Source organism: Enterobacter sp. CCUG 70166, assembly GCF_020224095.1.
GTDB lineage: Bacteria > Pseudomonadota > Gammaproteobacteria > Enterobacterales > Enterobacteriaceae > Enterobacter > Enterobacter intestinihominis.
Window position 1 is genome coordinate 1 of the sequence record NZ_NRIQ01000011.1, and the last position, 26,720, is coordinate 26,720.

General features: G+C 53.2%; 27 protein-coding genes. 14 read left to right on the forward strand and 13 right to left on the reverse strand.

The window, feature by feature from the left end; all coding sequences use genetic code 11:
• Positions 1-186, reverse strand: a 186-nt coding sequence (locus CKK19_RS05075; protein ID WP_003838598.1) for an IS3 family transposase, incomplete at its 3' end; no start/stop codon positions are given.
• 33 nt (positions 187-219) lie between these two features.
• On the reverse strand, positions 220-1,347 hold the full coding sequence (locus tag CKK19_RS05080) for a recombinase XerC (RefSeq protein WP_225455045.1): 1,128 nt from the start codon (positions 1,345-1,347) through the stop codon (positions 220-222).
• Between the two features lie 253 nt (positions 1,348-1,600).
• Here CKK19_RS05080 and rluB point away from each other — a divergent pair, with 253 nt between their 5' ends.
• Complete coding sequence (gene rluB, locus CKK19_RS05085; RefSeq protein ID WP_003856794.1) at positions 1,601-2,476, forward strand: 23S rRNA pseudouridine(2605) synthase RluB; 876 nt, start codon at positions 1,601-1,603, stop codon at positions 2,474-2,476.
• 35 nt (positions 2,477-2,511) lie between these two features.
• Here the strand turns inward: rluB and cobO are convergent, their stop codons facing one another.
• Positions 2,512-3,102: a cob(I)yrinic acid a,c-diamide adenosyltransferase gene (cobO, locus tag CKK19_RS05090; RefSeq protein ID WP_023300262.1), complete on the reverse strand. Its 591-nt coding sequence runs from the start codon at positions 3,100-3,102 to the stop codon at positions 2,512-2,514.
• Complete coding sequence (locus CKK19_RS05095) at positions 3,099-3,860, reverse strand: YciK family oxidoreductase (protein ID WP_022648324.1); 762 nt, start codon at positions 3,858-3,860, stop codon at positions 3,099-3,101. The genes cobO and CKK19_RS05095 overlap by 4 nt, the downstream gene beginning before the upstream one ends.
• 252 nt (positions 3,861-4,112) lie before the next feature.
• On the opposite strand from CKK19_RS05095, the gene sohB reads away from it, so the two are divergent.
• On the forward strand, positions 4,113-5,159 hold the full coding sequence (gene sohB, locus CKK19_RS05100; protein ID WP_045621558.1) for a protease SohB: 1,047 nt from the start codon (positions 4,113-4,115) through the stop codon (positions 5,157-5,159).
• Between the two features lie 35 nt (positions 5,160-5,194).
• Here the strand turns inward: sohB and CKK19_RS05105 are convergent, their stop codons facing one another.
• Positions 5,195-5,446 (reverse strand): YciN family protein, encoded by a 252-nt coding sequence (locus CKK19_RS05105; RefSeq protein ID WP_003856804.1) that lies wholly within the window; start codon positions 5,444-5,446, stop codon positions 5,195-5,197.
• A 398-nt stretch (positions 5,447-5,844) separates the two neighbouring features.
• Here CKK19_RS05105 and topA point away from each other — a divergent pair, with 398 nt between their 5' ends.
• The 6 genes from topA to acnA all read left to right on the forward strand — a co-directional run bounded on the left by topA (position 5,845) and on the right by acnA (position 13,330).
• On the forward strand, positions 5,845-8,442 hold the full coding sequence (topA, locus tag CKK19_RS05110; protein WP_022648322.1) for a type I DNA topoisomerase: 2,598 nt from the start codon (positions 5,845-5,847) through the stop codon (positions 8,440-8,442).
• Positions 8,443-8,628: 186 nt separating this feature from the next.
• Positions 8,629-9,603 carry an HTH-type transcriptional regulator CysB gene (gene cysB / locus CKK19_RS05115; RefSeq protein WP_006810844.1) on the forward strand — a complete coding sequence of 325 codons (975 nt, stop codon included), beginning with the start codon at positions 8,629-8,631 and terminating at the stop codon, positions 9,601-9,603.
• Positions 9,604-9,939: 336 nt separating this feature from the next.
• Entirely contained in the window at positions 9,940-10,080 is a 141-nt protein-coding gene (locus CKK19_RS05120; protein WP_096168876.1) for a YmiA family putative membrane protein, read from the forward strand.
• Positions 10,081-10,088: 8 nt separating this feature from the next.
• On the forward strand, positions 10,089-10,253 hold the full coding sequence (locus CKK19_RS05125; RefSeq protein ID WP_162181317.1) for a hypothetical protein: 165 nt from the start codon (positions 10,089-10,091) through the stop codon (positions 10,251-10,253).
• A 137-nt stretch (positions 10,254-10,390) separates the two neighbouring features.
• Positions 10,391-10,489 carry a small membrane protein YmiC gene (gene ymiC, locus CKK19_RS05130; protein ID WP_032103392.1) on the forward strand — a complete coding sequence of 33 codons (99 nt, stop codon included), beginning with the start codon at positions 10,391-10,393 and terminating at the stop codon, positions 10,487-10,489.
• Positions 10,490-10,654: 165 nt separating this feature from the next.
• On the forward strand, positions 10,655-13,330 hold the full coding sequence (acnA, locus tag CKK19_RS05135) for an aconitate hydratase AcnA (protein WP_063853428.1): 2,676 nt from the start codon (positions 10,655-10,657) through the stop codon (positions 13,328-13,330).
• Positions 13,331-13,367: 37 nt separating this feature from the next.
• Here acnA and ribA read toward each other — a convergent pair whose 3' ends face one another.
• Positions 13,368-13,958 carry a GTP cyclohydrolase II gene (gene ribA / locus CKK19_RS05140; protein ID WP_013096372.1) on the reverse strand — a complete coding sequence of 197 codons (591 nt, stop codon included), beginning with the start codon at positions 13,956-13,958 and terminating at the stop codon, positions 13,368-13,370.
• 197 nt (positions 13,959-14,155) lie between these two features.
• Here ribA and pgpB point away from each other — a divergent pair, with 197 nt between their 5' ends.
• The 5 genes from pgpB (at position 14,156) to yciH (ending at position 17,804) form a co-directional block, all read left to right on the forward strand.
• Positions 14,156-14,923, forward strand: coding sequence for a phosphatidylglycerophosphatase B (gene pgpB / locus CKK19_RS05145; RefSeq protein ID WP_032622464.1), 768 nt, complete (start codon positions 14,156-14,158; stop codon positions 14,921-14,923).
• A 148-nt stretch (positions 14,924-15,071) separates the two neighbouring features.
• Entirely contained in the window at positions 15,072-15,380 is a 309-nt protein-coding gene (locus CKK19_RS05150) for a LapA family protein (RefSeq protein WP_006810839.1), read from the forward strand.
• A gap of 6 nt (positions 15,381-15,386) precedes the next feature.
• Entirely contained in the window at positions 15,387-16,556 is a 1,170-nt protein-coding gene (gene lapB, locus CKK19_RS05155; protein WP_003856819.1) for a lipopolysaccharide assembly protein LapB, read from the forward strand.
• Positions 16,557-16,740: 184 nt separating this feature from the next.
• Positions 16,741-17,478, forward strand: coding sequence for an orotidine-5'-phosphate decarboxylase (pyrF, locus tag CKK19_RS05160; RefSeq protein ID WP_022648318.1), 738 nt, complete (start codon positions 16,741-16,743; stop codon positions 17,476-17,478).
• On the forward strand, positions 17,478-17,804 hold the full coding sequence (gene yciH, locus CKK19_RS05165) for a stress response translation initiation inhibitor YciH (RefSeq protein ID WP_022648317.1): 327 nt from the start codon (positions 17,478-17,480) through the stop codon (positions 17,802-17,804). Before pyrF ends, yciH begins: the two co-directional genes overlap by 1 nt.
• Positions 17,805-17,908: 104 nt before the next feature.
• Here the strand turns inward: yciH and osmB are convergent, their stop codons facing one another.
• From osmB to CKK19_RS05180, 3 genes are all read right to left on the reverse strand, one after another.
• Positions 17,909-18,127, reverse strand: coding sequence for an osmotically-inducible lipoprotein OsmB (gene osmB / locus CKK19_RS05170; protein ID WP_003856823.1), 219 nt, complete (start codon positions 18,125-18,127; stop codon positions 17,909-17,911).
• A 262-nt stretch (positions 18,128-18,389) separates the two neighbouring features.
• Positions 18,390-19,142, reverse strand: coding sequence for a DNA-binding transcriptional regulator YciT (locus CKK19_RS05175; RefSeq protein ID WP_063149432.1), 753 nt, complete (start codon positions 19,140-19,142; stop codon positions 18,390-18,392).
• 37 nt (positions 19,143-19,179) lie between these two features.
• Complete coding sequence (locus tag CKK19_RS05180; RefSeq protein ID WP_022648315.1) at positions 19,180-19,362, reverse strand: hypothetical protein; 183 nt, start codon at positions 19,360-19,362, stop codon at positions 19,180-19,182.
• A gap of 191 nt (positions 19,363-19,553) precedes the next feature.
• Between CKK19_RS05180 and CKK19_RS05185 the strand changes: the two genes are divergently transcribed.
• A complete protein-coding gene (locus CKK19_RS05185) occupies positions 19,554-20,423 on the forward strand; it encodes a crotonase/enoyl-CoA hydratase family protein (protein WP_063853429.1) in 870 nt (289 codons plus the stop codon).
• Here CKK19_RS05185 and pdeR read toward each other — a convergent pair.
• From pdeR to fabI, 4 genes are all read right to left on the reverse strand, one after another.
• Entirely contained in the window at positions 20,420-22,408 is a 1,989-nt protein-coding gene (gene pdeR / locus CKK19_RS05190; protein ID WP_038416158.1) for a cyclic di-GMP phosphodiesterase, read from the reverse strand. The genes CKK19_RS05185 and pdeR overlap by 4 nt on opposite strands.
• A gap of 206 nt (positions 22,409-22,614) precedes the next feature.
• Positions 22,615-24,549: an exoribonuclease II gene (locus tag CKK19_RS05195; RefSeq protein WP_023300251.1), complete on the reverse strand. Its 1,935-nt coding sequence runs from the start codon at positions 24,547-24,549 to the stop codon at positions 22,615-22,617.
• A gap of 88 nt (positions 24,550-24,637) precedes the next feature.
• Positions 24,638-25,624, reverse strand: a complete 987-nt coding sequence (locus CKK19_RS05200; RefSeq protein WP_038416156.1) for a CMD domain-containing protein — start codon at positions 25,622-25,624, stop codon at positions 24,638-24,640.
• A gap of 153 nt (positions 25,625-25,777) precedes the next feature.
• A complete protein-coding gene (fabI, locus tag CKK19_RS05205; protein WP_045329961.1) occupies positions 25,778-26,566 on the reverse strand; it encodes an enoyl-ACP reductase FabI in 789 nt (262 codons plus the stop codon).
• Positions 26,567-26,720: the final 154 nt, after the last annotated feature.

Sequence of the window (26,720 nt, forward strand, 5' to 3'; positions counted from 1 at the left end):
GTTCTCTTCCTCAAGCGACTTCAGGCGCTTAACTTCAGGCACCTCCATACCGCCATACTTCTTACGCCAGGTGTAAAACGTGGCATCGGAAATGGCATGCTTGCGGCAGAGTTCACGGGCGGGTACCCCAGCTTCGGCTTCGCGGAGAATACTGATGATCTGTTCGTCGGAAAAACGCTTCTTCATGGGGATGTCCTCATGTGGCTTATGAAGACATTACTAACATCGGGGTGTACTAATCAACGGGGAGCAGGTCAAGGCAATCTCGCCACGTCGAGCACCAGTATAAATGAGGGTGAGGAAGTACCATTTGCGCCAATCGTTATTTTCCAGTGAGAACAGCTTGGTTTTAAGCTTACTCAACTCAGTGTTGCTGAAATGACCTCTCCGATTAGGCTTCACCTCATATGTGATTCCATCGGTTGGGGATTTCTCTAACTGGTCTTTGGTTTCGACGAGGTAAGTTTTAAAAAGCGAGCGCCAGATCTTGAGATGTTTTTCAACATGCTGACTACTGATCAGATCTTCCTCTGGTACGTCATAATCAATGCATTCAGGCAAAGATAGGCGCTTGTATGGCAGCTTAGTACGAGTAGGTAAGTTTTCGGTCACTTTCAGCGCTTCACGAATATCTTGCTTAGTAACCCGATCAATCGGTTTATCACCAATAACGTAAATCAGCACATCAAAGAAACGCTGGTTCTCGTTAGCGATGCTTGCTCGCCATTTTTGACCTTTTTCTTCAACACACTGCGTCCATGCTTCGGAAAGTTTGATTGCTTGGCTTGCGGTATCTTTAACTTCCGTTGAAAAAGCCTGGTTTGTTTCAACCCTACTTTGGGGTGAAGATTTTAGTTTCTGCTCTTCTAACTGATTTTGCAGTGTTGCAATGAGTTGGCGATATCGTAGCAAATCTTTCGAATAGAATGCTTCATAGGCTTGCGCGACGGTCGCGCGGCTCATATCAAGTGCAGCACCTACTTGATTCGCAAAGGGCAAATCTCCCTTGGAAAGTTCAAGTTTCTTCATGTGAAGACTTGCAAGCACTTCGTTTGCTGTCTGATCGCTACCATTAACCACGCGTTGGAAGTGAGCTTCCGAATAGCCTTGTGCGGCTTCTACCGTATCTGAAGCAGATAATAGACAATTAGGATGTATGTTTCTGTGCCACTGTCCTAACTCCGGCAGACGCTCCACCTCTGCAATATCTCTTTCGAGTGCATGTAGAAGATAGTTGTCAAAGTCCTGCTTAGTGGCAGCTCGGTAGCCTTGCATTTTGCGTTTGAACTCTTCGAGGCTCATCGTTCCATTCTGCACAAGGGGAATGAAAGGGCGGATCTGATTCATGATCACTTCTGCTTGCTTTCGGCTATCAGTACCGAGACTCAGACGCACAAAACTTGTTGAATCATTTAGTCTAAAGTTAGTGTAGTATGTGCGCCCACGAATCATTGTGTGTGACAGCTTGTGTGACACGTTGTTTGCCATGCTGTGTACCATGAAAGAGTTACAGATCAGTGAGTTAAGTCGATTTATTGGCTAACTCGTTGTTTTAGAAAGTATACCAGACGCCTGTGAAGGCGACACCTGAGGAAGCTCAATGAGCGAGAAGTTACAGAAAGTGCTGGCGCGTGCCGGCCACGGTTCGCGCCGTGAAATCGAAGCCATTATTGAAGCAGGCCGCGTGAGTGTGGACGGTAAAATCGCCACACTCGGTGACCGCGTTGAAATCGTACCGGGGCTGAAGATCCGCATTGACGGCCATCTTATCTCCGTGAAAGAGTCCGCTGAACAGATCTGCCGCGTGCTGGCTTACTACAAGCCGGAAGGCGAACTGTGTACCCGCAACGATCCGGAAGGCCGCCCGACGGTGTTCGACCGTCTGCCAAAACTGCGTGGCGCCCGCTGGATTGCCGTAGGGCGTCTGGACGTGAATACCTGTGGCCTGCTGCTGTTCACCACCGATGGTGAACTGGCAAACCGCCTGATGCACCCAAGTCGTGAAGTGGAACGTGAATACGCCGTGCGCGTCTTCGGTCAGGTTGATGAGAACAAACTGCGCGATCTGTCGCGTGGCGTTCAGCTGGAAGACGGCCCAGCGGCGTTCAAAACCATCAAGTTTACCGGTGGTGAAGGCATTAACCAGTGGTACAACGTTACCCTGACAGAGGGACGTAACCGCGAGGTGCGTCGTCTGTGGGAAGCGGTCGGTGTCCAGGTAAGCCGTTTGATTCGTGTCCGCTATGGCGACATCCTGCTGCCGAAAGGCCTGCCACGTGGCGGCTATACCGAGCTGGATCTGACGCAAACCAACTACTTGCGCGATCTGGTTGGCCTGACGCCAGAAACCACATCGAAAGTGGCGGTAGAGAAAGATCGTCGTCGTATGAAGGCGAATCAGATCCGCCGTGCGGTTAAACGTCACAGCCAGGTTAGCAGCAATCGCCGCTCTGGCAGTCGTAATAACAACGGTTAATCTAAAAGCCCGGTGAATATACCGGGCTTTTTTCTTCAGTAATCAATCCCTATTTGCGCTTTGATACCCGCATCGAACGCATGCTTAACCGGACGCAGCTCGCTGATGGTATCGGCCAGCTCCAGAATGTCCCGATGACACCCGCGCCCCGTGACGATCGCCGTCTGGTGTGCAGGGCGGTTCCTGAGGGCCTCCAGCACGGCTTCCAGCGGCAGGTAGTCATAGGCCACCATATACGTGATCTCATCCAGCAACACCATGTTCAGCGACGGGTCAGAGAGCATTCTTTTGGCATGCTCCCAGACGGCGAGGCAGGCTGCGGTATCTGTTTCCCGGTTCTGGGTATCCCAGGTAAAACCGGTCGCCATCACCTGAAACTCAACGCCATGCGGTTCGAGCAGATTACGCTCGCCGTTGGGCCATTCACCCTTGATAAACTGGATCACGCCCACTTTCTGACCGTGCCCGACTGCGCGGGTGGCGGTCCCAAATGCGGCGGTGGTTTTGCCTTTGCCGTTGCCGGTGAACACGATGAGGATCCCGCGCTCGTCCTGAGCGGCCGCCACGCGTGCATCAACCTGTTCTTTGAGACGCTGCTGGCGCTGCTGATGACGGTCTTCACTCATTGCGATATCCCCGGTTTGCGGCCTGGCTGAGCATCGAATGTCATTCCGGTTTTACGACGGCTGTCGTCACCCATTAGCCACAGGTAAAGAGGCATAATATCGGCCGGGGTTTTAAGCTTTTGCGGATCTTCTGTCGGGAACGCGCTGGCACGCATTTTAGTGCGCGTACCGCCAGGGTTAATACAGTTAACCCGCAGATGGCGGTTTTGATACTCTTCGGCCAGCACCTGCATCATTCCTTCGGTGGCAAATTTTGAGGCGGCGTAAGCCCCCCAGTTCGCACGACCCTGACGCCCCACGCTGGAGGAGGTAAACACCAGCGAACCGGAATCTGAGTTAAGTAATAAAGGAAGCAAGGCCTGGGTCAGGAAAAACGTCCCATTGACGTTAACCTGCATCACCTGCTGCCAAATCTCCGGATCCTGTTCATCCATCGGGCGCACTTCGCCCAGTAACCCCGCGTTGTGTAGTACGCCGTCCAGACGCGAATAATGCGTACTAATGCGCTGGGCAAGGGCCTGACATGACGCTGACGTACAGGTCAGCAGATCGAGCGTATACCAGGGCGTGGGGGTACCGCCTGCGTTTTCGATTTCACGGGCAACGGCTTTGAGCTTTTCTTCATTACGTCCCAGCAGAATAAGGCTCGCACCGTATTCAGAATAAGTCAGCGCCGCTTCGCGACCAATCCCGTCGCTGGCACCGGTAACCAGAATGATGCGGTTCTGTAGAAGGTTTTTTTGTGGCTGATAATGCACGGTGGCTCCTCAGGCGCATTGGGCGTGACTTGCACCTTTATTTATGACTTTTCGGCTTTATGCCCGAAACCGCGTCAGAATTCAATCAGTCTACAGGACAGAACGCTGGGAAATTAACAATTTGCAAAGATTTAAACCAGAAACGGGGGATTCCTGAAGCCGCCTCGCAGAGCTAATGTCCAGAGCGAGACGCCTGCGCAGGGCTGTTGTACACTGGCGTGAAAGATTCGTGGTTAAATCAAGGTGGAACGCGTGGAATTACTTTCTCAGTATGGGTTGTTTTTGGCCAAAATCGCGACGGTGGTTATTGCTGTCGCGGTGATTGCCGTCCTGATTGTCAACCTGACGCAGCGTAAGCGTCAGCGTGGTGAGTTACGCATTACCCGCCTGAGCGAGCAGTATAAAGAGATGCGGGAAGAGATGTCTCTGGCGCTGCTTGACGATCATCAACAGAAGCTGTGGCTAAAAGCCCAGAAGAAAAAACATAAGCAGGACGCCAAAGCCGCGAAGGCGAAAGCTAAGCTCGCCACGCCACAGGCTGACGCAAAACCGCGCGTCTATGTGCTCGATTTTAAAGGTAGCATGGATGCGCATGAAGTCTCCTCTCTGCGTGAGGAAGTGACCGCGGTGCTGGCCGTGGCGACAGCCCAGGATCAGGTGGTGGTACGCCTTGAAAGCCCGGGCGGCGTAGTGCATGGGTATGGACTGGCGGCTTCGCAGTTACAACGTCTGCGGGATAAACAGATCCCGCTCACCGTGGCGGTAGATAAGGTCGCGGCGAGTGGCGGCTATATGATGGCGTGCGTGGCGGATAAAATCGTCGCAGCACCGTTCTCCATTATCGGCTCGATTGGGGTGGTTGCGCAGATCCCTAACTTCAATCGTTTCCTGAAAAATAAAGAGATCGACATCGAATTGCATACGGCGGGTCAGTACAAACGTACGCTAACGCTGCTCGGCGAAAATACCGAAGAGGGACGGCAGAAGTTCCGGGAAGATCTGAACGAAACCCACCATCTGTTCAAGGATTTCGTGCACCGCATGCGCCCAACGCTGGACATTGAGCAGGTGGCTACGGGCGAACACTGGTACGGCACGCAGGCGCAGGAGAAAGGGCTGGTGGATGAAGTGGGTACCAGCGACGACCTCCTGCTCAACCTGATGGAAGGTCGTGAGCTGGTGGGGGTGCGCTTCACCCGACGTAAGCGCCTGCTCGACCGTTTAACCAATAGTGCGGCAGAAAGCGCGGATCGCCTGCTGATACGCTGGTTGCAGCGCGGACAAAAGCCGCTGCTGTAAAGAAAAACGCGAGGCAGATGCCTCGCGTTTTCGTTTTAATCGACCAGGTGGTACTTCTCTGAGAGGGTATGCGCCAGGTATTTAAACATGTTAAACACGGCGGTGCTTTTCGGGGTTGGTAACCCTTGTTCATCAAGGAAGTATTCACCGCTGAACACCAGCACGCCATTACGTTGTTCCACGCCAGTCGCTTCAATCCCCGCCAGGGTGTCTTCATGGTCGCGAATGAGTTTGTTTGCTTCGATAAGCAGTGAAGCTCGGTCAATGGGTTGGGTCGTATTCTGCATATTCCACTCCTTAAACAGTGACAATAGTCTACGCCTGGGTCGCTTCGGGGGCAAATTTTCCCTGCTATTCGCGGGTATAAGGAACAGGGGCTGGCTGGCGGGATTTGCTTTTGCATGCTAATAAAGTTGCGTAACGAATTTTATCAGGTACAGTGTGCGCTTTCGTCATTCTGGCAACAGAATTGCTTGACATTCGACCGGGAATTCGTCACGAATGAACTTTGATGTGAGAAAAATACCCGAAAACTCAATGACCTGGATGTCGCCATACCGACGTTCGGTAAGACAAAGGGGTTGATATCCCCTGACGACGTCGCAATATCAATGGCTCGTCGTCAGCGGAAGGGAAATCAACGTGCGGCGTATTCCTGGAAGAATTAAATTAGGTAAAGGTGAATATGGGTAAAGCTCTCGTCATCGTTGAGTCCCCGGCAAAAGCCAAAACGATCAATAAATATCTGGGCAATGACTACGTGGTTAAGTCCAGCGTTGGTCACATTCGCGATTTGCCGACAAGTGGCTCAGCCAGCAAAAAGAGCGCAGACTCTACCTCCACCAAAGGGGCTAAAAAGCCTAAAAAGGATGAACGTAGCGCGCTTGTCAACCGCATGGGTGTTAACCCATGGCACAACTGGGATGCACAGTACGAAGTGCTGCCAGGCAAAGAAAAAGTCGTTAACGAGCTGAAACAGCTTGCTGAAAAAGCAGACCACATTTATCTCGCAACCGACCTTGACCGCGAAGGGGAGGCCATCGCATGGCACCTGCGGGAAGTGATTGGGGGTGATGACAAACGCTACAGCCGTGTAGTGTTTAACGAAATTACAAAGAATGCGATTCGTCAGGCGTTTGAAAAGCCGGGTGAACTGAATATCGACCGTGTTAACGCTCAGCAGGCGCGTCGCTTTATGGACCGCGTTGTAGGCTACATGGTTTCGCCGTTGCTATGGAAAAAAGTCGCTCGCGGCCTGTCTGCGGGGCGTGTGCAGTCTGTGGCTGTTCGTCTTGTTGTCGAACGTGAACGCGAGATCAAAGCGTTTGTCCCGGAAGAGTTCTGGGAAGTGGATGCGAATGTCACCACGCCGGGCGGCGATGCGCTGCCGTTGCAGGTGAGCCACCACAACGACAAACCGTTCCGTCCTGAAAATCGCGATCAGACCATGGCCGCCGTAGCGCTGCTGGAAAAAGCGCGTTATCAGGTTCTGGATCGTGAAGACAAACCGACCAGCAGCAAGCCTGGCGCACCGTTTATCACGTCAACGCTTCAGCAGGCGGCAAGTACGCGTCTGGGTTACGGCGTGAAGAAAACCATGATGATGGCCCAGCGTTTGTATGAAGCGGGTTACATCACCTACATGCGTACTGACTCCACCAACCTGAGCCAGGACGCTGTCAGCATGGTGCGTGGCTATATCGAGGACAACTTCGGTAAGAAATACCTGCCGGACAGTCCTAATCAGTACGCCAGCAAAGAGAATTCTCAGGAAGCGCACGAAGCGATCCGTCCTTCTGACGTTTCCGTTCTGGCGGAATCTCTTAAAGATATGGAAGCGGACGCCCAGAAGCTGTATCAGCTGATCTGGCGCCAGTTCGTGGCCTGCCAAATGACGCCAGCGAAATACGACTCCACTACGCTGACCGTTGGCGCGGGTGATTTCCGCCTGAAAGCGCGCGGCCGCATTCTGCGTTTCGACGGCTGGACAAAAGTGATGCCTGCGCTGCGTAAAGGTGATGAAGACAGAACGCTGCCTTCCGTCAACAAAGGCGACGAGCTGTCGCTGGTTGATCTGGTACCGGCCCAGCACTTCACCAAGCCGCCTGCGCGTTTCAGCGAAGCGTCGCTGGTAAAAGAGCTGGAAAAACGCGGCATCGGTCGCCCGTCTACCTATGCGTCAATCATTTCGACCATTCAGGATCGTGGATACGTTCGCGTTGAGAACCGTCGTTTCTATGCTGAAAAAATGGGTGAGATTGTTACCGACCGTCTGGAAGCTAACTTCCGTGAGTTGATGAACTATGACTTCACCGCGCAGATGGAGGACAGTCTCGATGAGGTTGCCAGCCATAAGGCCGAGTGGAAGAAAGTTCTCGACAGCTTCTTCAGCGATTTTACCAACCAGCTTGAGAAAGCTGAGAAAGATCCTGAAGAAGGCGGCATGCTGCCTAACCAGATGGTACTGACCAGCATCGACTGCCCAACCTGTGGCCGTAAAATGGGGATCCGTACCGCAACCACGGGCGTGTTCCTCGGCTGTTCTGGTTATGCGCTTTCGCCGAAAGAGCGTTGCAAAACCACTATCAACCTCGTGCCGGAGAACGAAGTTCTCAACGTGCTGGAAGGTGACGATGCGGAGACCAACGCACTGCGCGCCAAGCGCCGCTGTAAGAAATGCGGCACGGCGATGGACAGCTACCTGATCGATCCAAAACGTAAACTGCACGTTTGCGGTAATAACCCAACCTGCGACGGTTATGAGATCGAAGAAGGTGAGTTCCGCATTAAGGGCTATGACGGTCCGATCGTTGAGTGTGAGAAATGTGGTTCCGAAATGCACCTGAAAATGGGACGCTTCGGTAAGTACATGGCATGTACCAACGACGACTGTAAAAACACGCGTAAGATCCTGCGTAACGGTGAAGTTGCGCCGCCGAAGGAAGATCCGGTTCCGCTTCCTGAGCTGCCGTGCGAGAAGTCAGATGCGTATTTCGTGTTGCGTGACGGCGCTGCCGGGGTATTCCTGGCGGCCAACACCTTCCCGAAATCGCGCGAAACCCGTGCGCCGCTGGTAGAAGAGCTGTACCGCTTCCGCGACCGTCTGCCGGAGAAACTGCGTTACCTGGCCGATGCGCCACAGCAGGATCCGGAAGGCAACAAAACCGTGGTGCGCTTTAGCCGTAAAACGAAGCAGCAGTACGTGGCGGCAGAGAAAGAGGGTAAAGCGACCGGTTGGTCAGCCTTCTTTGTCGACGGGAAATGGGTTGAAGGTAAAAAATAATCTTCACTTACCGTAACTTACCTTTGAAAGGGCCGGACTTCCGGCCCTTTTTTATTACGTTGTTATTATTTTTTGTTCCGTACTATACAGCCTGGCTATAAATGATATAGTGGTTATAGTTAACCCGTTTCTTATTATCAAATCGTATTAAGCGATTGACGCATGCGCTAAATCGGATGGTCTGGCATGAAATTACAGCAGCTTCGCTATATCGTTGAGGTCGTCAATCATAACCTCAATGTCTCTTCCACCGCAGAAGGTCTTTATACCTCGCAGCCTGGCATCAGTAAGCAGGTGCGTATGCTGGAGGATGAATTAGGTATTCAGATATTTGCCCGCAGCGGTAAGCACCTGACTCAGGTCACCCCGGCAGGGCAGGAAATCATTCGCATCGCACGAGAAGTGCTTTCCAAAGTCGACGCCATTAAATCCGTCGCCGGGGAACATACCTGGCCGGATAAAGGCTCCCTTTATATTGCCACCACGCACACACAGGCGCGTTATGCGCTTCCCGGGGTGATCAAAGGTTTCATCGAACGCTATCCCCGCGTTTCCCTGCATATGCATCAGGGCTCACCGACGCAAATCGCAGAGGCCGTGTCTAAAGGCAATGCCGATTTTGCCATCGCGACGGAAGCTCTTCATCTGTACGATGATCTGGTCATGCTCCCGTGCTACCACTGGAACCGCTCTATTGTCGTGACCCCCGATCATCCGCTGGCGGGGAAGGGCGAAGTGACAATCGAAGAGCTGGCGCAATACCCGCTGGTTACCTATACGTTCGGCTTTACGGGCCGGTCTGAGCTAGACACCGCCTTTAACCGCGCCGGATTAACGCCACGGATCGTCTTCACTGCAACGGATGCGGACGTCATTAAAACGTACGTGCGTCTGGGTCTGGGCGTAGGCGTTATTGCCAGCATGGCGGTGGATCCTGTATCAGACCCGGATCTTGTGCGCCTGGACGCGCATGATATCTTCAGCCACAGCACCACCAAGATAGGTTTTCGTCGCAGCACGTTCCTTCGCAGCTATATGTATGATTTTATTCAGCGCTTCGCACCGCATTTAACGCGTGACGTGGTCGACACGGCCGTGGCGTTACGCTCCAATGAAGACATCGAAGAGATGTTTAAAGACATCAAACTTCCTGCCAAATAATTACACCCGGTATCTTTCTCTTCTGGAAAGATACCGGTTTCCCCCTTTAAATCTAAATTAGAATTAACCTCATCTGCGCCTACTGTCATATATCGTCATAACCCATTTGATGAATAGGGTTTTACTGTCGCAAATTTGCGACAAAAGTAGAAACTAATTTACAGGTGTGCAAATTATTCTTTTCAATTATTTATTTCTGGTCAAAAGATTGAATTTTCCCAGGCTCAGATTCGTAAATTCACTGGCTTTTCGGCTAAAGTTTCTTTAGGATTTATCTCATCAGATGATTACTTGTGCCAATTGTTTGGTCTCTAAATGATAAGCGATATCGATTGTATGAGGTTAGCAATGCCGTCAGGAAGTGAAGAACCGCAAAGGGATCCCGCGCTTAAGCGTAAAGCCTGGCTGGCGGTCTTTCTCGGCTCTGCCCTGTTCTGGGTGGTTGTTGCTCTTCTCGTCTGGAAATATTGGGGTTGAATATGGTCATGACGGTGCGTACTGACGCGAGAAAAGAGATGTGTCAGCTTCGTGACAATGCTCACAAAGCGCGTAAGGCGCCAGCAACCAGCGTGCCAGCCTCCTGGCAACTGACGCCACAGCAGCAGGCCTTTATTGATGTGTTCGCAGAAGACGAACCCAAAAAACAATAATTTTGATTTTTGCGTAATGATGCAAATAGTCTGAATAAAGACTGTGCACTTTTGTACTCCTTAATAAATACACATCAGCAATATAGAACGAGGGCAGACCTCGCATCCTTAAATAATTAAAGTCTGGTGTCCCTATGATGAATAACATGACAACCGTAAAATACTGGTCATGGCTCGGCGTATTCTCAGCGTCGATCCTCTTCTGGTGTCAGCTCCTCTGGCTGGCCTTACACTAAATCGTAAAACCTCGCCACGGCGGGGTTTTTTGTTTAATCCCTCGCGTTGGACCATTCCTAAATTTATCAATTTGGGTTGTTATCAAAACGTTACGACATCTTTGTGTTATCTTTAATTACAGCCCTGATGATTGTCAGGACATCCCTGTTTTTAAGGAGGAGCTTATGTCGTTAACCCTACGCGAAGCCAGTAAGGACACATTACAGGCGGAAAATAAAACCTGGCGCTACTACAGCTTACCGCTGGCTGCCAGAACGCTTGGGGACATTTCGCGGTTACCCAAGTCGTTGAAAGTACTACTGGAAAACCTCTTGCGCTGGCAAGATGGCGACTCGGTTACCGAGGAGGATATCCAGGCTCTGGCAGGGTGGCTGAAAAATGCTCACGCAGACAAAGAAATTGCCTACCGCCCGGCCAGGGTATTGATGCAGGATTTCACCGGCGTGCCGGCGGTTGTGGACTTGGCCGCCATGCGTGAAGCTGTTAAGCGTCTCGGGGGCGATACGGCTAAGGTGAACCCGCTCTCACCGGTAGACCTCGTCATCGACCACTCCGTCACCGTCGATCACTTTGGTGACGACGATGCTTTCGGTGAAAACGTCCGTCTGGAGATGGAACGTAACCATGAACGCTATGTCTTCCTCAAATGGGGTCAGCAGGCGTTCAGCCGCTTCAGCGTTGTTCCACCAGGCACCGGCATTTGTCACCAGGTCAACCTGGAATATCTCGGCAAAGCCGTCTGGAGTGAATTGCAGGATAAAGAGTGGGTGGCTTACCCGGATACGCTGGTGGGCACCGATTCACACACGACCATGATTAACGGCCTTGGCGTTCTGGGCTGGGGCGTCGGTGGTATTGAAGCGGAAGCGGCCATGCTCGGCCAGCCGGTATCGATGCTCATTCCCGATGTGGTGGGCTTTAAGCTGACCGGTAAATTGTCCGAAGGCATTACCGCCACGGATCTGGTTCTGACGGTCACCCAGATGCTGCGTAAGCATGGCGTGGTGGGTAAATTCGTTGAATTTTATGGTGATGGTCTGGATTCACTGCCGCTGGCGGACCGGGCCACCATCGCCAACATGGCGCCGGAATATGGTGCGACCTGCGGCTTTTTCCCGATTGATAGCGTTACGCTGGAGTATATGCGCCTCAGTGGTCGCAGCGAGGAGCAGGTGGCGCTCGTAGAGGCCTACACCAAAGCGCAGGGCATGTGGCGTAACCCGGGTGACGAGCCAGTATTTACCAGCACGCTGGAACTGGATATGGGCACCGTTGAGGCAAGCCTCGCAGGGCCGAAACGACCGCAGGACCGCGTTGCCCTGAGCAACGTTCCGAAAGCCTTTGCCGCCAGCAATGAGCTGGAGGTTAACGCCGCGCAAAAAGATCACCGTCCGGTGGACTATGTTCTGAACGGGCATCAGTATCATCTCCCTGACGGCGCCGTGGTGATCGCCGCTATCACCTCCTGTACCAACACGTCCAACCCGAGTGTGTTAATGGCTGCCGGGCTGCTGGCGAAAAAAGCGGTAGAACTGGGACTCAAGCCACAGCCGTGGGTTAAGGCGTCCCTGGCGCCTGGTTCGAAAGTGGTTTCCGATTACCTGGCGCAGGCCAGACTCACGCCGTACCTCGACGAGTTGGGCTTTAACCTGGTGGGCTACGGCTGTACGACCTGCATCGGTAACTCTGGTCCACTGCCTGAGCCTATTGAAGTGGCGATCAAGCAGGGTGATTTGACCGTTGGCGCGGTACTTTCCGGTAACCGAAACTTTGAGGGGCGTATTCATCCGCTGGTGAAAACTAACTGGCTGGCCTCGCCGCCGCTGGTTGTAGCCTATGCTCTGGCCGGAAACATGAACATTAACCTGGCGACCGATCCGATTGGTCACGATCGCAAAAATGAACCTGTCTATCTGAAAGACATCTGGCCATCATCGCGTGAAATTGCGCGCGCGGTAGAGAAAGTTTCCACCGAGATGTTCCGCAAAGAGTATGCGGAAGTGTTCGAAGGTACAGCGGAATGGAAAGCGATCGACGTGGTGGGTTCCGATACCTATGACTGGCAGGATGATTCCACCTATATTCGCCTGTCGCCCTTCTTCGATGAGATGCTGGCGGAGCCTGCACCGCTGAAAGATATACACGGCGCGCGCATTCTGGCGATGCTGGGCGATTCCGTCACCACTGACCATATCTCACCAGCGGGGAGCATCAAAGCGGACAGTCCGGCAGGTCGGTATCTGCAAAGCCGTGGCGTGGAACGTCGCGATTTTAACTCCTACGGTTCGCGCCGCGGTAACCACGAAGTGATGATGCGCGGGACATTTGCCAACATCCGCATTCGTAATGAAATGGTCCCGGGCGTGGAAGGGGGCATGACGCGCCACCTGCCAGATACAGAGGTCATTTCAATTTATGACGCAGCCATGAAGTATCAGCAGGAGGGTACGCCGCTGGCCGTTATTGCCGGTAAAGAGTACGGCTCTGGCTCCAGTCGCGACTGGGCGGCTAAAGGTCCACGTCTGCTCGGCGTTCGCGTGGTGATTGCCGAATCCTTTGAACGTATCCACCGCTCAAACCTGATCGGGATGGGGATCCTGCCGCTGGAGTTCCCGCAGGGCATAACGCGTAAAACGCTGGGTCTGACCGGGGAAGAGCAGATTGATATCAGCGGTCTGCAAAATCTGCAACCGGGTAAAACCGTTCCGGTGAAGTTAACGCGGGCAGATGGTACAACAGAAGTACTGGATTGTCGGTGTCGTATTGATACGGCAACAGAGCTAACCTATTACCAGAACGACGGCATTTTACATTATGTGATTCGAAAGATGCTGGACTGATAAAACTCGCCCGGCAGAAGTGCCGGGCGTTTTGCGTTTACTCGCTCAGCAGGTGCCCCATCTTTGCAGCTTTGGTATCGAGGTAGTGCGCGTTTTTCGGATTGCGGCCAACAATCAGCGGTACGCGTTCCACAATATTGATGCCCGCTTCAGTGAGGATCTCCACTTTTTTCGGGTTATTGGTCAACAGACGCACTTCGTCCACGCCCAGCAGCTTGAACATATCTGCGCAGAGGGTGAAATCGCGCTCGTCAGCAGCAAAGCCGAGCTGATGGTTGGCTTCGACGGTATCATAGCCCTGATCCTGCAACGCGTAGGCGCGGATTTTATTCAGCAGACCGATATTGCGTCCTTCCTGGCGGTGATACAGCAGCACGCCACGTCCTTCCTCTGCGATATGAGAAAGAGCGGCTTCGAGCTGGAAACCGCAGTCACAGCGCAGGCTGAAGAGCGCGTCACCGGTCAGACACTCAGAATGAACGCGGGACAGTACCGGCGTCTGCCCCGAAATGTCACCGTATACCAGGGCGACGTGATCTTGTCCGGTTGCCAGTTCTTCAAAACCCACCATCAGGAAATCGCCCCATGGGGTTGGCAGTTTGGCTTCTGCCACACGTTTAAGCTGCATGTGATTCTCCATACCAGGCTGACACGTTTCGTGCCTTTGCCCCATTTTGCTTTCTGTATTGGACTATTTTGCCACAAGCCCGGCTACTTCACCTAATCACCACCACGCTATACGGACGTTAAACGCACGATCCGACATATCCACCAGAAGGTGGAAATTCAGTTATGATTGTGGTGCTTAGTGAAAAAGGAGAGGACATGCTTTCAATTGCCAGACGCACGGCCGCAGGCGCCGCCGTATTGCTTGTTATACCCCTGATCGTTTGGTTCTCCGGCTGGATGTGGAAGCCCGGACAAAACGAGACGTGGCTGAAAGCCTTATACTGGATAACTGAGACGGTCACCCAGCCCTGGGGGATTATTACGCACGTGCTGCTCTGTGCCTGGTTCCTGTGGTGCCTGCGCTTTCGTCTTCGCGCGGCGCTGGTATTATTTGCCATTCTCGGAGGCGCCATTCTTGTCGGGCAGGGGGTGAAGTCGTGGGTGAAAGATCGCGTGCAGGAACCCCGTCCCTTTGTTATCTGGCTGGAAAAAACGCACCATATTCCGGTAGATGAGTTCTACACTTTAAAGCGTAAGGATCGCGGGGCGTTGGTGAAAGAACAGCTTGCGGAACAGCAGGATATCCCGACATTTTTACGCAAACACTGGCAAAAAGAGACCGGCTTTGCGTTTCCTTCCGGACATACGATGTTTGCTGCCAGCTGGGCGCTACTCGGCGTGGGGCTGCTTTGGCCACGTCGACGTACCCTCACGATTGCGATTTTGCTGGTCTGGGCGACAGGCGTAATGGGCAGCCGGATGCTGCTGGGGATGCACTGGCCGCGTGATTTGGTGGTGGCTACGCTGATTTCGTGGGTACTGGTGACGTTGGCGACCTGGCTTGCACAACGTTTTTGTGGGCCTCTGACGCCACCGCAGGAAGAGAAGGAAGAAATAGCCGAAAGGGAGTCAGGCGGAACCTGAAGCTTGATATTCCGCATTTTGACCATAAATCCATGAAGGGCGCATTACTTTTTCCGTTTCGCGCTCGCCACTAAAATGGTAGCTTATAAGGCTGATTGCAGTGAGTTGAACACGCTTTATACGCTCGAACCACATAACGGGAAGTCATGTGAAATATTTACTCATTTTCTTACTGGTGTTGGCGATTTTTGTCATTTCAGTCACATTGGGCGCGCAAAACGATCAACAGGTAAGTTTTAACTATCTGCTGGCGCAGGGCGAGTACCGGGTGTCGAGCCTGCTGGCTGTGTTATTCGCAGCGGGTTTTGTCATCGGCTGGCTTGTATGTGGCCTGTTCTGGCTTAAGGTTCGTGTTTCCCTTGTTCGCGCTGAACGTAAAATTAAACGACTTGAACATCAACTTACGCCTGCGACTGACATTCCGGCGAGCTCTGGTGTGCCGGTAGTCAAGGAATAATCGAATATGCTGGAGTTGTTGTTTCTGCTTTTGCCTGTCGCCGCAGCCTATGGCTGGTATATGGGCCGCAGAAGCGCGCAACAAACAAAACAGGATGAAGCAAACCGACTCTCCCGTGACTACGTTGCGGGGGTGAACTTCCTGCTGAGCAATCAGCAGGATAAAGCGGTCGATCTGTTCCTCGACATGCTCAAAGAGGATACCGGCACCGTAGAGGCGCATCTCACCCTGGGAAACCTGTTCCGCTCGCGCGGAGAGGTTGACCGTGCCATCCGTATCCACCAGACCCTGATGGAAAGCGCATCGTTGACCTATGAGCAACGGTTGCTGGCCGTGCAGCAGTTGGGCAGAGATTACATGGCGGCGGGCCTGTACGATCGCGCAGAAGATATGTTCTCTCAGCTGGTGGATGAGACCGATTTCCGTATCGGTGCGCTTCAGCAACTTCTGCAAATCTACCAGGCAACCAGCGACTGGCAAAAAGCGATTGATACCGCCGAACGGCTGGTCAAACTCGGCAAAGATAAACAGCGCGTCGAAATTGCCCATTTTTACTGCGAGCTGGCCCTTCAGCAAATGGGTAGCGATGACATGGATAAGGCCATGGCATTGCTAAAAAAAGGCGCCGCGGCCGATCGCAACAGCGCCCGCATCTCGATAATGATGGGGCGGGTCTTTATGGCTAATGGTGATTACGCCAAAGCCGTGGAAAGCCTGCTTCGCGTTATCGATCAGGACAAAGAGCTGGTCAGCGAAACGCTGGAAATGCTGCAAACCTGCTATCAGCAGTTAGGTAAGCAGGACGAGTGGGTTGCATTCCTGCGCCGCTGTGTTGAAGAAAACACCGGTGCCACAGCCGAGCTGATGCTGTCGGATGTCGTCGAAGAGCACGAAGGGAGTGATACCGCCCAGGTATACATTACCCGTCAGTTGCAGCGCCATCCGACGATGCGCGTCTTCCACAAGCTGATGGATTATCATCTTAACGATGCAGAAGAAGGGCGCGCTAAAGAGAGCCTGATGGTGCTGCGAGACATGGTCGGTGAACAGGTGCGGAGCAAGCCGCGCTATCGCTGCCAGAAATGCGGCTTCACCGCCTATTCGCTCTACTGGCATTGCCCTTCCTGCCGGGCCTGGTCCACCATCAAGCCAATTCGTGGTCTGGACGGGCAGTGATTTTTTAAAACACTCCATTTTAGTTACAACATACTAAAGAGTGCATTATTTCTTTCAGCACCGTGCGGTCTGTGGTTCAGCAGGAAAAGCATTCGATTCTGTTCATTTACCCCGAGGGCAGGTAGAATGCACGCCGTTTATCTGTTCCGCGCCGCTGCGCGCCCATAGACGAAAAGGGCTGGTCATGACGTCTGTTACTTCCTCCACTTCCCGCGTAGTTACCGATTCTCCTGTAGTTGTTGCTCTGGATTACAATAACCGTGACGCCGCACTGGCCTTTGTTGATGGTATTGATCCCCGGGATTGCCGTCTTAAAGTAGGCAAAGAGATGTTTACGCTGTTCGGTCCGCAAATCGTCCGCGATCTGCACCAGCGTGGTTTCGACGTTTTCCTCGACCTGAAATTCCACGATATTCCGAATACCACTGCCCACGCCGTTGCTGCGGCGGCTGAACTAGGTGTGTGGATGGTTAACGTTCATGCCTCCGGTGGGGCACGTATGATGACGGCTGCGCGCGAAGCGCTGGTGCCGTTTGGCAATGACGCTCCGCTTCTTATCGCCGTCACCGTGCTGACCAGTATGGATGAATCTGACCTTCGTGACCTGGGTGTGACGTTGTCACCTGCCGAACATGCGGAGCGTCTGGCGCGCCTCACGCAACAATGTGGGCTTGATGGCGTGGTCTGTTCAGCTCAGGAGGCGGTTCGCTTCAAATCTGAGTTAGGCCGCGAATTTAAACTGGTGACGCCAGGTATCCGTCCGGCAGGCAGCGAGTCAGGGGATCAGCGACGCATCATGACGCCAGAGCAGGCGCTGAGCGCGGGGGTAGACTATATGGTAATTGGTCGCCCGGTGACGCAATCCGCTCATCCGGCAGAGACTCTGAAAGCGATTAATGCATCACTGAAAAAGGGGGCATAATGCGTGATGCCAACACTCGTCTGGTCTATTCAACAGATACCGGGCGCATTGAAGAGCCAAAAGAGAAAGCTGAACGTCCGAAAGGCGATGGAATCGTGCGGATTCAGCGCCAGACCAGTGGCAGAAAAGGGAAAGGCGTTTGCCTTGTCACCGGCATTGATCTGGATGATGCAGAGCTGGTAAAGCTCGCCGCTGAGCTTAAAAAGAAGTGCGGATGCGGTGGGGCAGTAAAAGACGGCATAATTGAGATTCAGGGCGATAAGCGGGATTTAATTAAAACGCTCCTGGAAGCCAAAGGTATGAAAGTCAAACTGGCGGGCGGTTAAAATAAATGAGCCACGGACATTGCCGTGGCTCTTTTTTTTACGTGCGTAAGTCAGACCTGAAAATACAAAATATATTATTATACCGGTGAGAGCCGTTATGGTGATTATTTGCCCACCTGGTGACCGATAATACCACCTACGGCAGCACCACCTAATGTACCCAGCGTACTACCATCCGTTAATACTGCACCACCAAGCGCACCAGCACCGGCACCAATCGCGGTGTTACGGTCACGTTTAGACCAGTTAGAGCAAGCGCTCAGAGACATTGCTACAGTGATTGCCAGAACAGCGGCGGCTAATTTTTTGCTGGTAAAGGTCATAATACTTTCTCCTGAATTATCGATTCACGGAAAGGAATGCACTTTAAGTATAGACAATATCCATACTTAAATTCTGTTCCCGTGAAAGCTGGTCGCGCAGGCGTTACATCATCACGCAGGTGATAGTCACTTCCTGTTATATCGCTAATATTAATTTTACGTGTTTAGAACAGTTTCAACAGGTAAAAACTCTTAAAGGAAGGGTCGGAATACTCTCAGAGAAAGGTTTAAGTGCGCCCATTATTCGGGCGCAGCAGGATAATCAGGCCGTTTTTTTCACAATATCGACAGTCAGGCCGTCTTGTTCTAATTGCTGGCGATATTCATCGCGTAAACGCTCATCCGTGATCACACGGCTGAAGCGCGAAGCCGGACCCATCGTATAAGGGTGTACTGCGCCAAACTTAGAGCTATCGGTCAGCACAATCGCTTCACACTCTTTGGCGAGTACGGCGTTCACCACGTCTGAACGCATCATGTCGCGACCGGTAAAGCCGGTGTCGGGCTGCCAGCCGTCAATGCCAATGAATGCCTTACTGAAGTGAACCTGCTGAACATATTGACGCGTTAATGGCCCCACCATGCTTTCGCTTTTCTTCTGGTAAATGCCGCCCAGCAGAATGACCTCGCAGCGAGTTTCCTTCAACAGATGGGCGATATAGCTGCTTACGGTAATGATGGTAACGTCTTTTTGATCGGCAAGCGTGCGCGCCAGAAGGGCGTTACTGCTGCCATTTTCAATAAAGACGGTCTCACCGTTATTCACTAAGGATGCAGCAAACTCCGCCAGTTCCCGCTTGAGCGCAAAATTGTTCATCATGCGGGTTTCAACGTCGTCGCTGTCCAGTGGAACGGCATATCCGTGCGCACGCCGCAGGTAGCTCTGTTTTTCCAGAAAATTCAGATCCTGACGAATGGTGACTTCAGAAACGCCGGTAGCTTTAGCGAGATCGACTACGCTTACGCGTCCCTGATCGATCACCATCTGCAAAATGATTTGTTGTCGGGAATTCATAGCATCCATTTAAAAGGCAAGGGCGAAAACGACGTGGTTACACTTCCCACGGGGCTTTTGGTTGAGTGGATTCTGATGCGTTATCAGTGCCGTTCTCAGCCAGCAGTTCAGACTTGAGGATCTCAAGATTACGGATAGCAGAGTGATAATCGCCCGCGACAAGAATATCCAGCACAGTATCAATACGCTGTGCCACGGCTGTTGCATCAATGTTAGACATAAGCTCACCCTGAAGCGAAAAGTTAATATTATCAATGATGCAGAAAATTGATTCAAAAGAGAAGGTAAAAAATGCAATAACCAAAGTTCATAAATGAAAGTGACAAATTTAACCCCCGTATGCTGCGGGTTGTAGGGGTGGATTAGTCTAAAACTGCGCGCAACGCGCTTTTTTATAAGAGGAATTCGACTATGACAGTTATCAACCAGACAACCTGCACATTGTTTACTGATGCTGAACGATTCACTCAACTGGCGGCTTATTATGAGGCCGAACGGCGCACGGTGTGGATGATGTTACGTGCCACGCCACGGCCTTGCTTCAATCATGCGCTGATCGAGGAGATCATGAATCTCTCCTGGCTGGTTCGCCAGTCCGGATATGTCGTTGATTTTTGGGTCACCGGATCGCTGGTCCCTGACATCTACAATACCGGCGGTGATTTACAATTCTTCGTTGAGTGCATCAAAAACAACCGACGCGAAGCGTTACGCGCCTATGCCCGGGCCTGTGTGGACTGCGTTCATGCCGCCTCACGAGGGTTCGATACCGGTGCTGTCACGCTGGCGATGGTGGAAGGAAGCGCGTTAGGGGGCGGGTTTGAAGCCGCGCTCGCGCATCATTTCATTCTGGCCCAGCGCGATGCCCGATTAGGCTTTCCGGAAATCGCGTTCAATCTGTTCCCGGGCATGGGCGGTTATTCACTGGTGGCGCGTCGTGCCGGCATGAAAATGGCAGAGGCGCTGATTTATAAAGGTGAGTCGCATACGGCGGAATGGTATGAACAGCACGGTCTTGTGGATCTCTTATTCGAGCCGTTACAGAGCTATGTTTCGGTACGGACGTTTATCGACACGCTACAGCCGAAGCTGAACGGCGTAAGGGCCATGCTGCGCGCGCGTATGCGTGTTCTGCCACTTCCGCGAAGCGAGTTGATGGACATTACAGAGGATTGGGTGGATGCCGCCTTCTGCCTTGAACCGAAGGATATCGCCTACATGGAGCGGCTGGTTATGCTGCAAAATCGCCATCAGGCGACGGGCTTACGCAAAGCCAGCTAACGGACATTCCTGGCCTGATAGCGCTTTAGCCATCGCTCGAATGCGGCTGCGGGCATGGGCTTAGCAAAAAGAAAACCCTGCCGTTCGTTGACGCCATTCTTCGTCAGAAAGGCGTCTTCTTTTGCACTCTCTACCCCTTCAGCAATGACCTGCAGATTCAACGCCTGTGCCACGGCGACTATCGCGCGCACCAGCGACTGTGAAATGGACTGCTTATGGATATCCCGGACGAAGGACTGGTCAAGCTTGATGGCGTCGATAGGGAAGCGCGCCAGCTGCGACAGGGAAGAGTACCCCGTACCAAAGTCATCAAGGTGAATTTGCGCCCCCAGGCGGCTAAATTGCTGGATCACTGACAGGGCCAGCTCTTCATTTTCGATGAGACAGCTTTCGGTCAATTCCACGTCAATCGGGCAGTATTCAAAATTCAGGTCTTTCAGCGCCTGCTTCAGGTCACTGAAGATGGTCTGGTCCGCCAGCTGACGGGCGGAAACGTTGACCGCGACGCGCAGGTTGATCCCTTTGTCGCGCCATTTTGCCACCTGGCGCACCACATCGAGCATAACCCAGCGGCCAAGGGGCACTATCAGCCCTGACTCTTCCGCATAGGAGATAAATTCCATCGGCGGGATCAGGCCACGCTCCGGCGACTGCCAGCGCACCAGCGCCTCCAGACTTCTGACTTCGCCGCGCCAGGTCATTTTTGGCTGGTAGTGAATTAACAGCTGATCGTTATCCAGCGCTTTACGCAGGTTGGTATCCAGCCACAGATATTCAAATACGCGCTGGTTCATCTCTGGCGAGAAAACGCAGAATTTACCCCGGCCATTTTCCTTGGCGGTGTACATGGCGGTGTCGGCATTGCGAATGACGCTTTCCCGATCGTTACCGTGCTGGGGCGCAAGCGCGATACCAAGCGAGCAGCCGGTGTAAACCTCAATCAGCCCGATGCGGAAAGGCTGCCGCAGTCGGGTCAGAATGCGCGACGCCATAGCTTCCAGCGCGCCCTGCGAGGTATCGGTGGCCATCACGATAAACTCATCCCCACCCAGGCGCGCCAGGGTTTGTCCGTCGTCCAGGCAACTCAGGATCGCCAGCGCAACGGCCTGTAGCAGCTGGTCGCCAAACATATGCCCATAGGCATCGTTCACTTTTTTAAAGTTATCCAGATCGAGATAAACCACGCCCACCTGCGTTTCACCCCGGGAGGTGATGGCGTCGGAGATCAGCTCATGGATGGCATTTCGGTTAGGCAAACCGGTAATCGTATCCGTATTGGCGAGAACGCGCAGGCGCTCCTGGGCCCGGCGCTCTTCCGTGATGTCGGTACCTGAACAGATGAGGAAAATTTCATTTTTCCCGCTGCCGCTGTGAACGAATTTATTTCTGAAGAGAAACAGGCGTTGCCCCTTGCGGGTCTTGATCCAGCGTTCGACTTCGTAGGAGCTGCCGTTACGAAAAAAACCGGTGATGTTGCGTTTTGAGGCCGCGGCTTCGCTGCGGCTCATGAACAGTTTAAATACGTTTTGCCCGATGACTTCCTGTTCCTTCAGGCCCGTATATTCTTCACTTAAACGGTTGAAGCGCTGAATATTCCCGTTCTGGTCGAGGATGACAATTACGGAGTTAGCTTCGGACACCACCTGTTCGGCGAAGGAGAGTCCCTGCGCCAGATCGCGCGCCACGGAAGGCGTGTCGTTCCATGCTGATGCCGTTCCCGCCCACTCATTTTTGTTAATTTTACGACCGACAAGATGGACGGGAACGTCCACACCATACAAGGGAAGGGTCATGGCAATGCTGGACGTGATAACGGTGAGCTGGCGAATCAGAGCGGCCTGCTCATCGTCCAGCGCAACCACCTGAACGATTTCAGCGCTTTCACTGGCAGCAAGATGCAGAGCATTGCTGTCTGCTGTTAGTCGCCACCAGGGGCTATGCGTACCCATGTAACGAAACAGCAAATTCTGCTCCAGATCGTCCATCCCGTTTTCTCCCGCGGCTGCTGAGTAGCGCACAAATTATTCATTTGCAGTCGACTATGACGGCTCTTTTTACTGTAGATAATTCTGGCGAAATGTGGCGGTGGGAAACAGAAAAGTGTGAGAAAAAACGATGATTTTGCGAGAGATAATACTGGGGAGAACTCCCGGCCATCCCTGAACGGAACGGCCGGGAGTCTACGCGGTTATCAGGCGACAGGGCGCGCGATAATGCTGCGGGTTTCCATGCGGACTTCAGCGATGTTTACATCAATCACGTCAGTGACTTTGTAAACCGTTTCGCCTTTAATTTGCACGGTCCCGTTTTCCTGGCTACAAACCAGTTCGTCGCGAACGGCATGCAGGAACGGGGCAGGAATAAAGGCAACGGCGCCATTATCCACCAGACGCACGCGCATACCGCCGCGGCTGATGTCAATGATTTCAGCCGGGAAACGGGTGTCAGTCCCTGCCTTATCATTCAGGAAACGCGCGTACAACCAGTCGCCTACATCACGCTCCGCCATACGGTTCAGACGGCGACGCTCTGCCATCTGCAACGTAGTCTCATCCTGTGGCCGGGCAACAGATTCCCCTTTGATGATCGCTTTCAGCAGACGATGGTTAACCATGTCGCCGTACTTACGGATCGGGGAGGTCCAGGTGGCGTAAGCCTCAAGACCGAGACCGAAGTGCGGGCCTGGCTCCGTGCTGATTTCCGCAAAGGACTGGAAGCGGCGAATGCGGCTGTCAAGGAAACCTGACGGCTGTGCGTCCAGCTCGCGGCGCAGCTTGCAGAAGCCTGGCAGGGTCAGCACCTCTTCCGGATCGACGTGGACGTCATGGGTTTTGAGCAGGGCGGCCAGCGCTTCGGTGTTAGCCGGGTCAAAGCCGGTGTGCACGTTGTAAATGCCAAAGCCTAACTTGTCGCGCAGCACGCGTGCGGCGCAAATGTTGGCGGAGATCATCGCTTCTTCAACGATACGGTTGGCAATACGGCGTGGCTCGGCGACGATGTTGAGCACTTCGCCTTTTTCCCCCAGCACAAAGCGGTAGTCCGGGCGGTCCTTAAATACCAGGGCGTGGGTCTGGCGCCACTCACTGCGGCTCTGGCAGACGCGATGCAGCAGACGAATTTGCGCAGCGATATTATCGGATTCAGGCTTCCAGCTGCCGGTATTTTCCAGCCAGTCGGACACGTTGTCATAAGCCAGTTTGGCTTTGGATTCGATGGTGGCGGCGAAGAATTCGATATCTTCTTCAATGGTACCGTCAGCCGCGATGGTCATGCGGCAGGCCAGTACCGGACGCACTTCATGGGGACGCAGGGAGCAGAGATCGTCGGAAAGCTCGCGCGGCAGCATCGGGATGTTGAAGCCCGGCAGGTAGTTGGTGAACGAACGCACTTTGGCCATTTCGTCCAGCTTGCTGCCTTCGACAATCCATGCGGTAGGGTCGGCGATGGCAACGGTCAGATGCATTTTGCCATCCGCTGCCTCTTCGGCATACAGCGCATCGTCCATATCCTCGGTGCTGGCGCTGTCGATGGTGACAAAGTCCAGCGCTGTCAGATCGCGACGCTCAAGACCTTCGTCCTGCATTTTGGTCGCTACGCCATCCGGCGCTTCTTTTTCGAGGTTGTGGCGCGCCAGCGTCACCCACCATGGGACGAAATGGTCGTCGCCAAAGGTGATGAACTGGGTCAGCTCGGCGTAGAAACCGCGATCGCCTTTTAAAGGATGACGGCGCATTTCGGCAACCGCCCAGTCACCCTCGACAAAGTCATGCTCAACGCCACGCGCGGCGCGGCAAGGGATGGCATCTTTCAGGAGAGGATGATCCGGTACGATAGAAAGACGATCATCTTTTTTATGCACTTTCCCGACAAAGCGGGTCAGGAAAGGTTCGATCAGTGCTTCCGGCTCGGCAGACTCTCGTTCCTTTTCGGTATGAATAACGGCCGAAATGCGGTCGCCATGCATCACTTTCTTCATCTGAGGAGGCGGAATGAAGTAGCTCTTCTGTCCGTCAACTTCAAGAAAGCCAAAGCCCTTTTCCGTGGCTTTTACGACCCCTTCTGCACGGGGCGTCTGGGAATGTAGTTGCTGTTTAAGCTGCGCTAGCAGCGGGTTGTCCTGAAACATAATGTTCTATTTTCGTAGCCATTGAGCGGCTGACAGTTTTACGCGATTCTCACTGCTACAGCAAGCGCTCTTTAGGTAAAGCGTGTGGTTATTCCTCTTTGCCAAGCGCCACGCGAAGACGGTCCAGCCAGCCATTAAAAGCGCCGTGGGTTAACAGGTTAATTGCCTTGCCCGGCGGGATACCGGCCTCCGTGAGAGGCGTTAACTGGGCGGCGCTAAAACGATCGGGAGACGTAAGCAGCAGCGCATGGGCGGCTGAGAGCGATGCAGATGGCTGGGCTTCGCTTTGTGGGTGGTTAACCAGTATCTCGCCCGTCAGATTCAGCAGCATCGGCTCATGGCAGAGAACCGGCGTGAGCGCTGAAAGCGCAGGTTCGGCCTGCCAGCGTGAGAGCGCCTCAAGTTGAACCGCACTGGCATATTTTAGTTCGACTACGGGCTGGGTGGCTGTCCATCGGGTAAAGCTCAGCGGTAGTGTATGGGGCTGAATGTGGTGTCCCGGTAGCCAGCGTACCGGATGGCCAAGCAGCGCCTGAAACACTGCAACCGCCCGCGCCTGAAAACCAGTAAAGCCGATGATCTGGTTGATAAGCACAATGTCATACGTTGTCAGTCCCACCTCATCAAGCTGAGTTTGCGCTTTATCGTCAATGACGTCCGGAGAGCTCGCCAGCTGGCGGGCATACTGAGTGATTTCTGCAAGGCGTCGATTGCTTTCCCGGGAAGAGTCGGGGCCCGGAAGGGGGGCGAGGAGCGCCGCGTAGTGGTTACAGAGCCGCTGGACGCCACACACCTGGGAAACCGTCAACGCCGTGCTCAGTCTGTCGTAGGCGCTAAGCGTGTGCAGACGGTTTACGGGAGTATCGAGCGGGAATAAGAGGCGGCACAAGGTTCGGGCTGGCGTAAGCCACCCACAACAGCTTGCGGCAATGTCGTCAGGCAGGGCTAAATCGAGCAAAAAACGATCGTCGACGTTAGCGGCTTCAGGCACCAGCGGCAGAACGTCCGTCTGCGAATGATTCGACTGGGTTTCGTGATACCAGTGGCCTTTGCCGGAAAAACGGCGTTGTTCCATGGGCGTTCCTTGATCTCAAAATGGCGATCAATATCCTGGCGTAAGGCGGATGAGGGGAAAAATATTGTTAGGTGATAACAAATAGCAGAACGGAATAACGAAGTGCGGGGAGGGGAGAAAACTCTCTTCCCAGGCGGGAAGAGAGTAACAGACTTATTTGATTTCCAGCTCGTTCATGGCAGCGATGTTGAAGCCGCCGTCCACGTGAACCACTTCGCCGGAGATACCTGCGGAAAGGTCAGAGCACAGGAATGCCGCAGAGTTACCCACATCTTCGATGGTAACGGTACGACGAATCGGGGTAACCGCTTCGCAATGTGCCAGCATTTTACGTAAATCTTTGATACCGGAAGCGGCCAGAGTACGGATTGGACCCGCAGAAATTGCGTTAACACGCACGCCTTCAGGACCCATTGCGTTCGCCATATAGCGCACGTTGGCTTCCAGAGACGCTTTCGCCAGACCCATAACGTTGTAGTTAGGAATAGCGCGTTCTGCGCCCAGGTAGGACAGGGTCAGCAGGGCGGCGCCCGGGTTCAGCATCGCGCGGCAGGATTTTGCCATCGCAACGAAGCTGTAGGAGCTGATGTCATGGGCGATTTTGAAGCCATCACGGGTAACCGCGTTCACGTAATCGCCGTCCAGCTGGTCGCCCGGAGCGAAGCCGATGGAGTGAACGAAACCGTCGAATTTCGGCCATGCTTTAGCCAGTTCAGCAAACATGCCATCAATGCTTTCGTCTTGTGCAACGTCACATTCCAGAACAATGCTGGAACCCAGCTGCGCGGCAAATTCTTCAACACGGCCTTTCAGCTTGTCGTTCTGGTAGGTGAACGCCAGCTCAGCGCCTTCGCGATGCATAGCTTGTGCGATGCCATATGCGATGGACAGTTTGCTGGCAACGCCAGTTACCAGAATGCGCTTACCGGAAAGAAAACCCATAGCTTTAATCCTTATATTCATTGCTTATTTTGCCTTGTAATTCATAGCGTTACAGGCAGTATTTCAAAATCATTCGAAATTAGCTCGAAATTATAGCCCACTCACAGCCCCTTGTGTCACGATATTTCTCGCTCACGTGCCGTGACTGGGCGCA

Excerpts from the sequence above, each read along its gene's own strand:
- ymiC (WP_032103392.1), top strand. The coding sequence starts at position 10,391 with ATGAATAACATGACAACCGTAAAATACTGGTCATGGCTCGGCGTATTC.
- topA (WP_022648322.1), top strand. The coding sequence starts at position 5,845 with ATGGGTAAAGCTCTCGTCATCGTTGAGTCCCCGGCAAAAGCCAAAACG.
- rluB (WP_003856794.1), top strand. The coding sequence starts at position 1,601 with ATGAGCGAGAAGTTACAGAAAGTGCTGGCGCGTGCCGGCCACGGTTCG.
- CKK19_RS05180 (WP_022648315.1), bottom strand. The coding sequence starts at position 19,362 with ATGTCTAACATTGATGCAACAGCCGTGGCACAGCGTATTGATACTGTG.
- CKK19_RS05120 (WP_096168876.1), top strand. The coding sequence starts at position 9,940 with ATGAGGTTAGCAATGCCGTCAGGAAGTGAAGAACCGCAAAGGGATCCC.
- CKK19_RS05185 (WP_063853429.1), top strand. The coding sequence starts at position 19,554 with ATGACAGTTATCAACCAGACAACCTGCACATTGTTTACTGATGCTGAA.
- cysB (WP_006810844.1), top strand. The coding sequence starts at position 8,629 with ATGAAATTACAGCAGCTTCGCTATATCGTTGAGGTCGTCAATCATAAC.
- yciH (WP_022648317.1), top strand. The coding sequence starts at position 17,478 with ATGCGTGATGCCAACACTCGTCTGGTCTATTCAACAGATACCGGGCGC.
- pgpB (WP_032622464.1), top strand. The coding sequence starts at position 14,156 with ATGCTTTCAATTGCCAGACGCACGGCCGCAGGCGCCGCCGTATTGCTT.
- CKK19_RS05175 (WP_063149432.1), bottom strand. The coding sequence starts at position 19,142 with ATGAATTCCCGACAACAAATCATTTTGCAGATGGTGATCGATCAGGGA.
- CKK19_RS05105 (WP_003856804.1), bottom strand. The coding sequence starts at position 5,446 with ATGCAGAATACGACCCAACCCATTGACCGAGCTTCACTGCTTATCGAA.
- CKK19_RS05125 (WP_162181317.1), top strand. The coding sequence starts at position 10,089 with ATGACGGTGCGTACTGACGCGAGAAAAGAGATGTGTCAGCTTCGTGAC.
- fabI (WP_045329961.1), bottom strand. The coding sequence starts at position 26,566 with ATGGGTTTTCTTTCCGGTAAGCGCATTCTGGTAACTGGCGTTGCCAGC.
- CKK19_RS05195 (WP_023300251.1), bottom strand. The coding sequence starts at position 24,549 with ATGTTTCAGGACAACCCGCTGCTAGCGCAGCTTAAACAGCAACTACAT.
- acnA (WP_063853428.1), top strand. The coding sequence starts at position 10,655 with ATGTCGTTAACCCTACGCGAAGCCAGTAAGGACACATTACAGGCGGAA.
- pdeR (WP_038416158.1), bottom strand. The coding sequence starts at position 22,408 with ATGGACGATCTGGAGCAGAATTTGCTGTTTCGTTACATGGGTACGCAT.
- osmB (WP_003856823.1), bottom strand. The coding sequence starts at position 18,127 with ATGACCTTTACCAGCAAAAAATTAGCCGCCGCTGTTCTGGCAATCACT.
- CKK19_RS05080 (WP_225455045.1), bottom strand. The coding sequence starts at position 1,347 with ATGAATCAGATCCGCCCTTTCATTCCCCTTGTGCAGAATGGAACGATG.
- pyrF (WP_022648318.1), top strand. The coding sequence starts at position 16,741 with ATGACGTCTGTTACTTCCTCCACTTCCCGCGTAGTTACCGATTCTCCT.
- cobO (WP_023300262.1), bottom strand. The coding sequence starts at position 3,102 with ATGAGTGAAGACCGTCATCAGCAGCGCCAGCAGCGTCTCAAAGAACAG.
- CKK19_RS05200 (WP_038416156.1), bottom strand. The coding sequence starts at position 25,624 with ATGGAACAACGCCGTTTTTCCGGCAAAGGCCACTGGTATCACGAAACC.
- lapB (WP_003856819.1), top strand. The coding sequence starts at position 15,387 with ATGCTGGAGTTGTTGTTTCTGCTTTTGCCTGTCGCCGCAGCCTATGGC.
- ribA (WP_013096372.1), bottom strand. The coding sequence starts at position 13,958 with ATGCAGCTTAAACGTGTGGCAGAAGCCAAACTGCCAACCCCATGGGGC.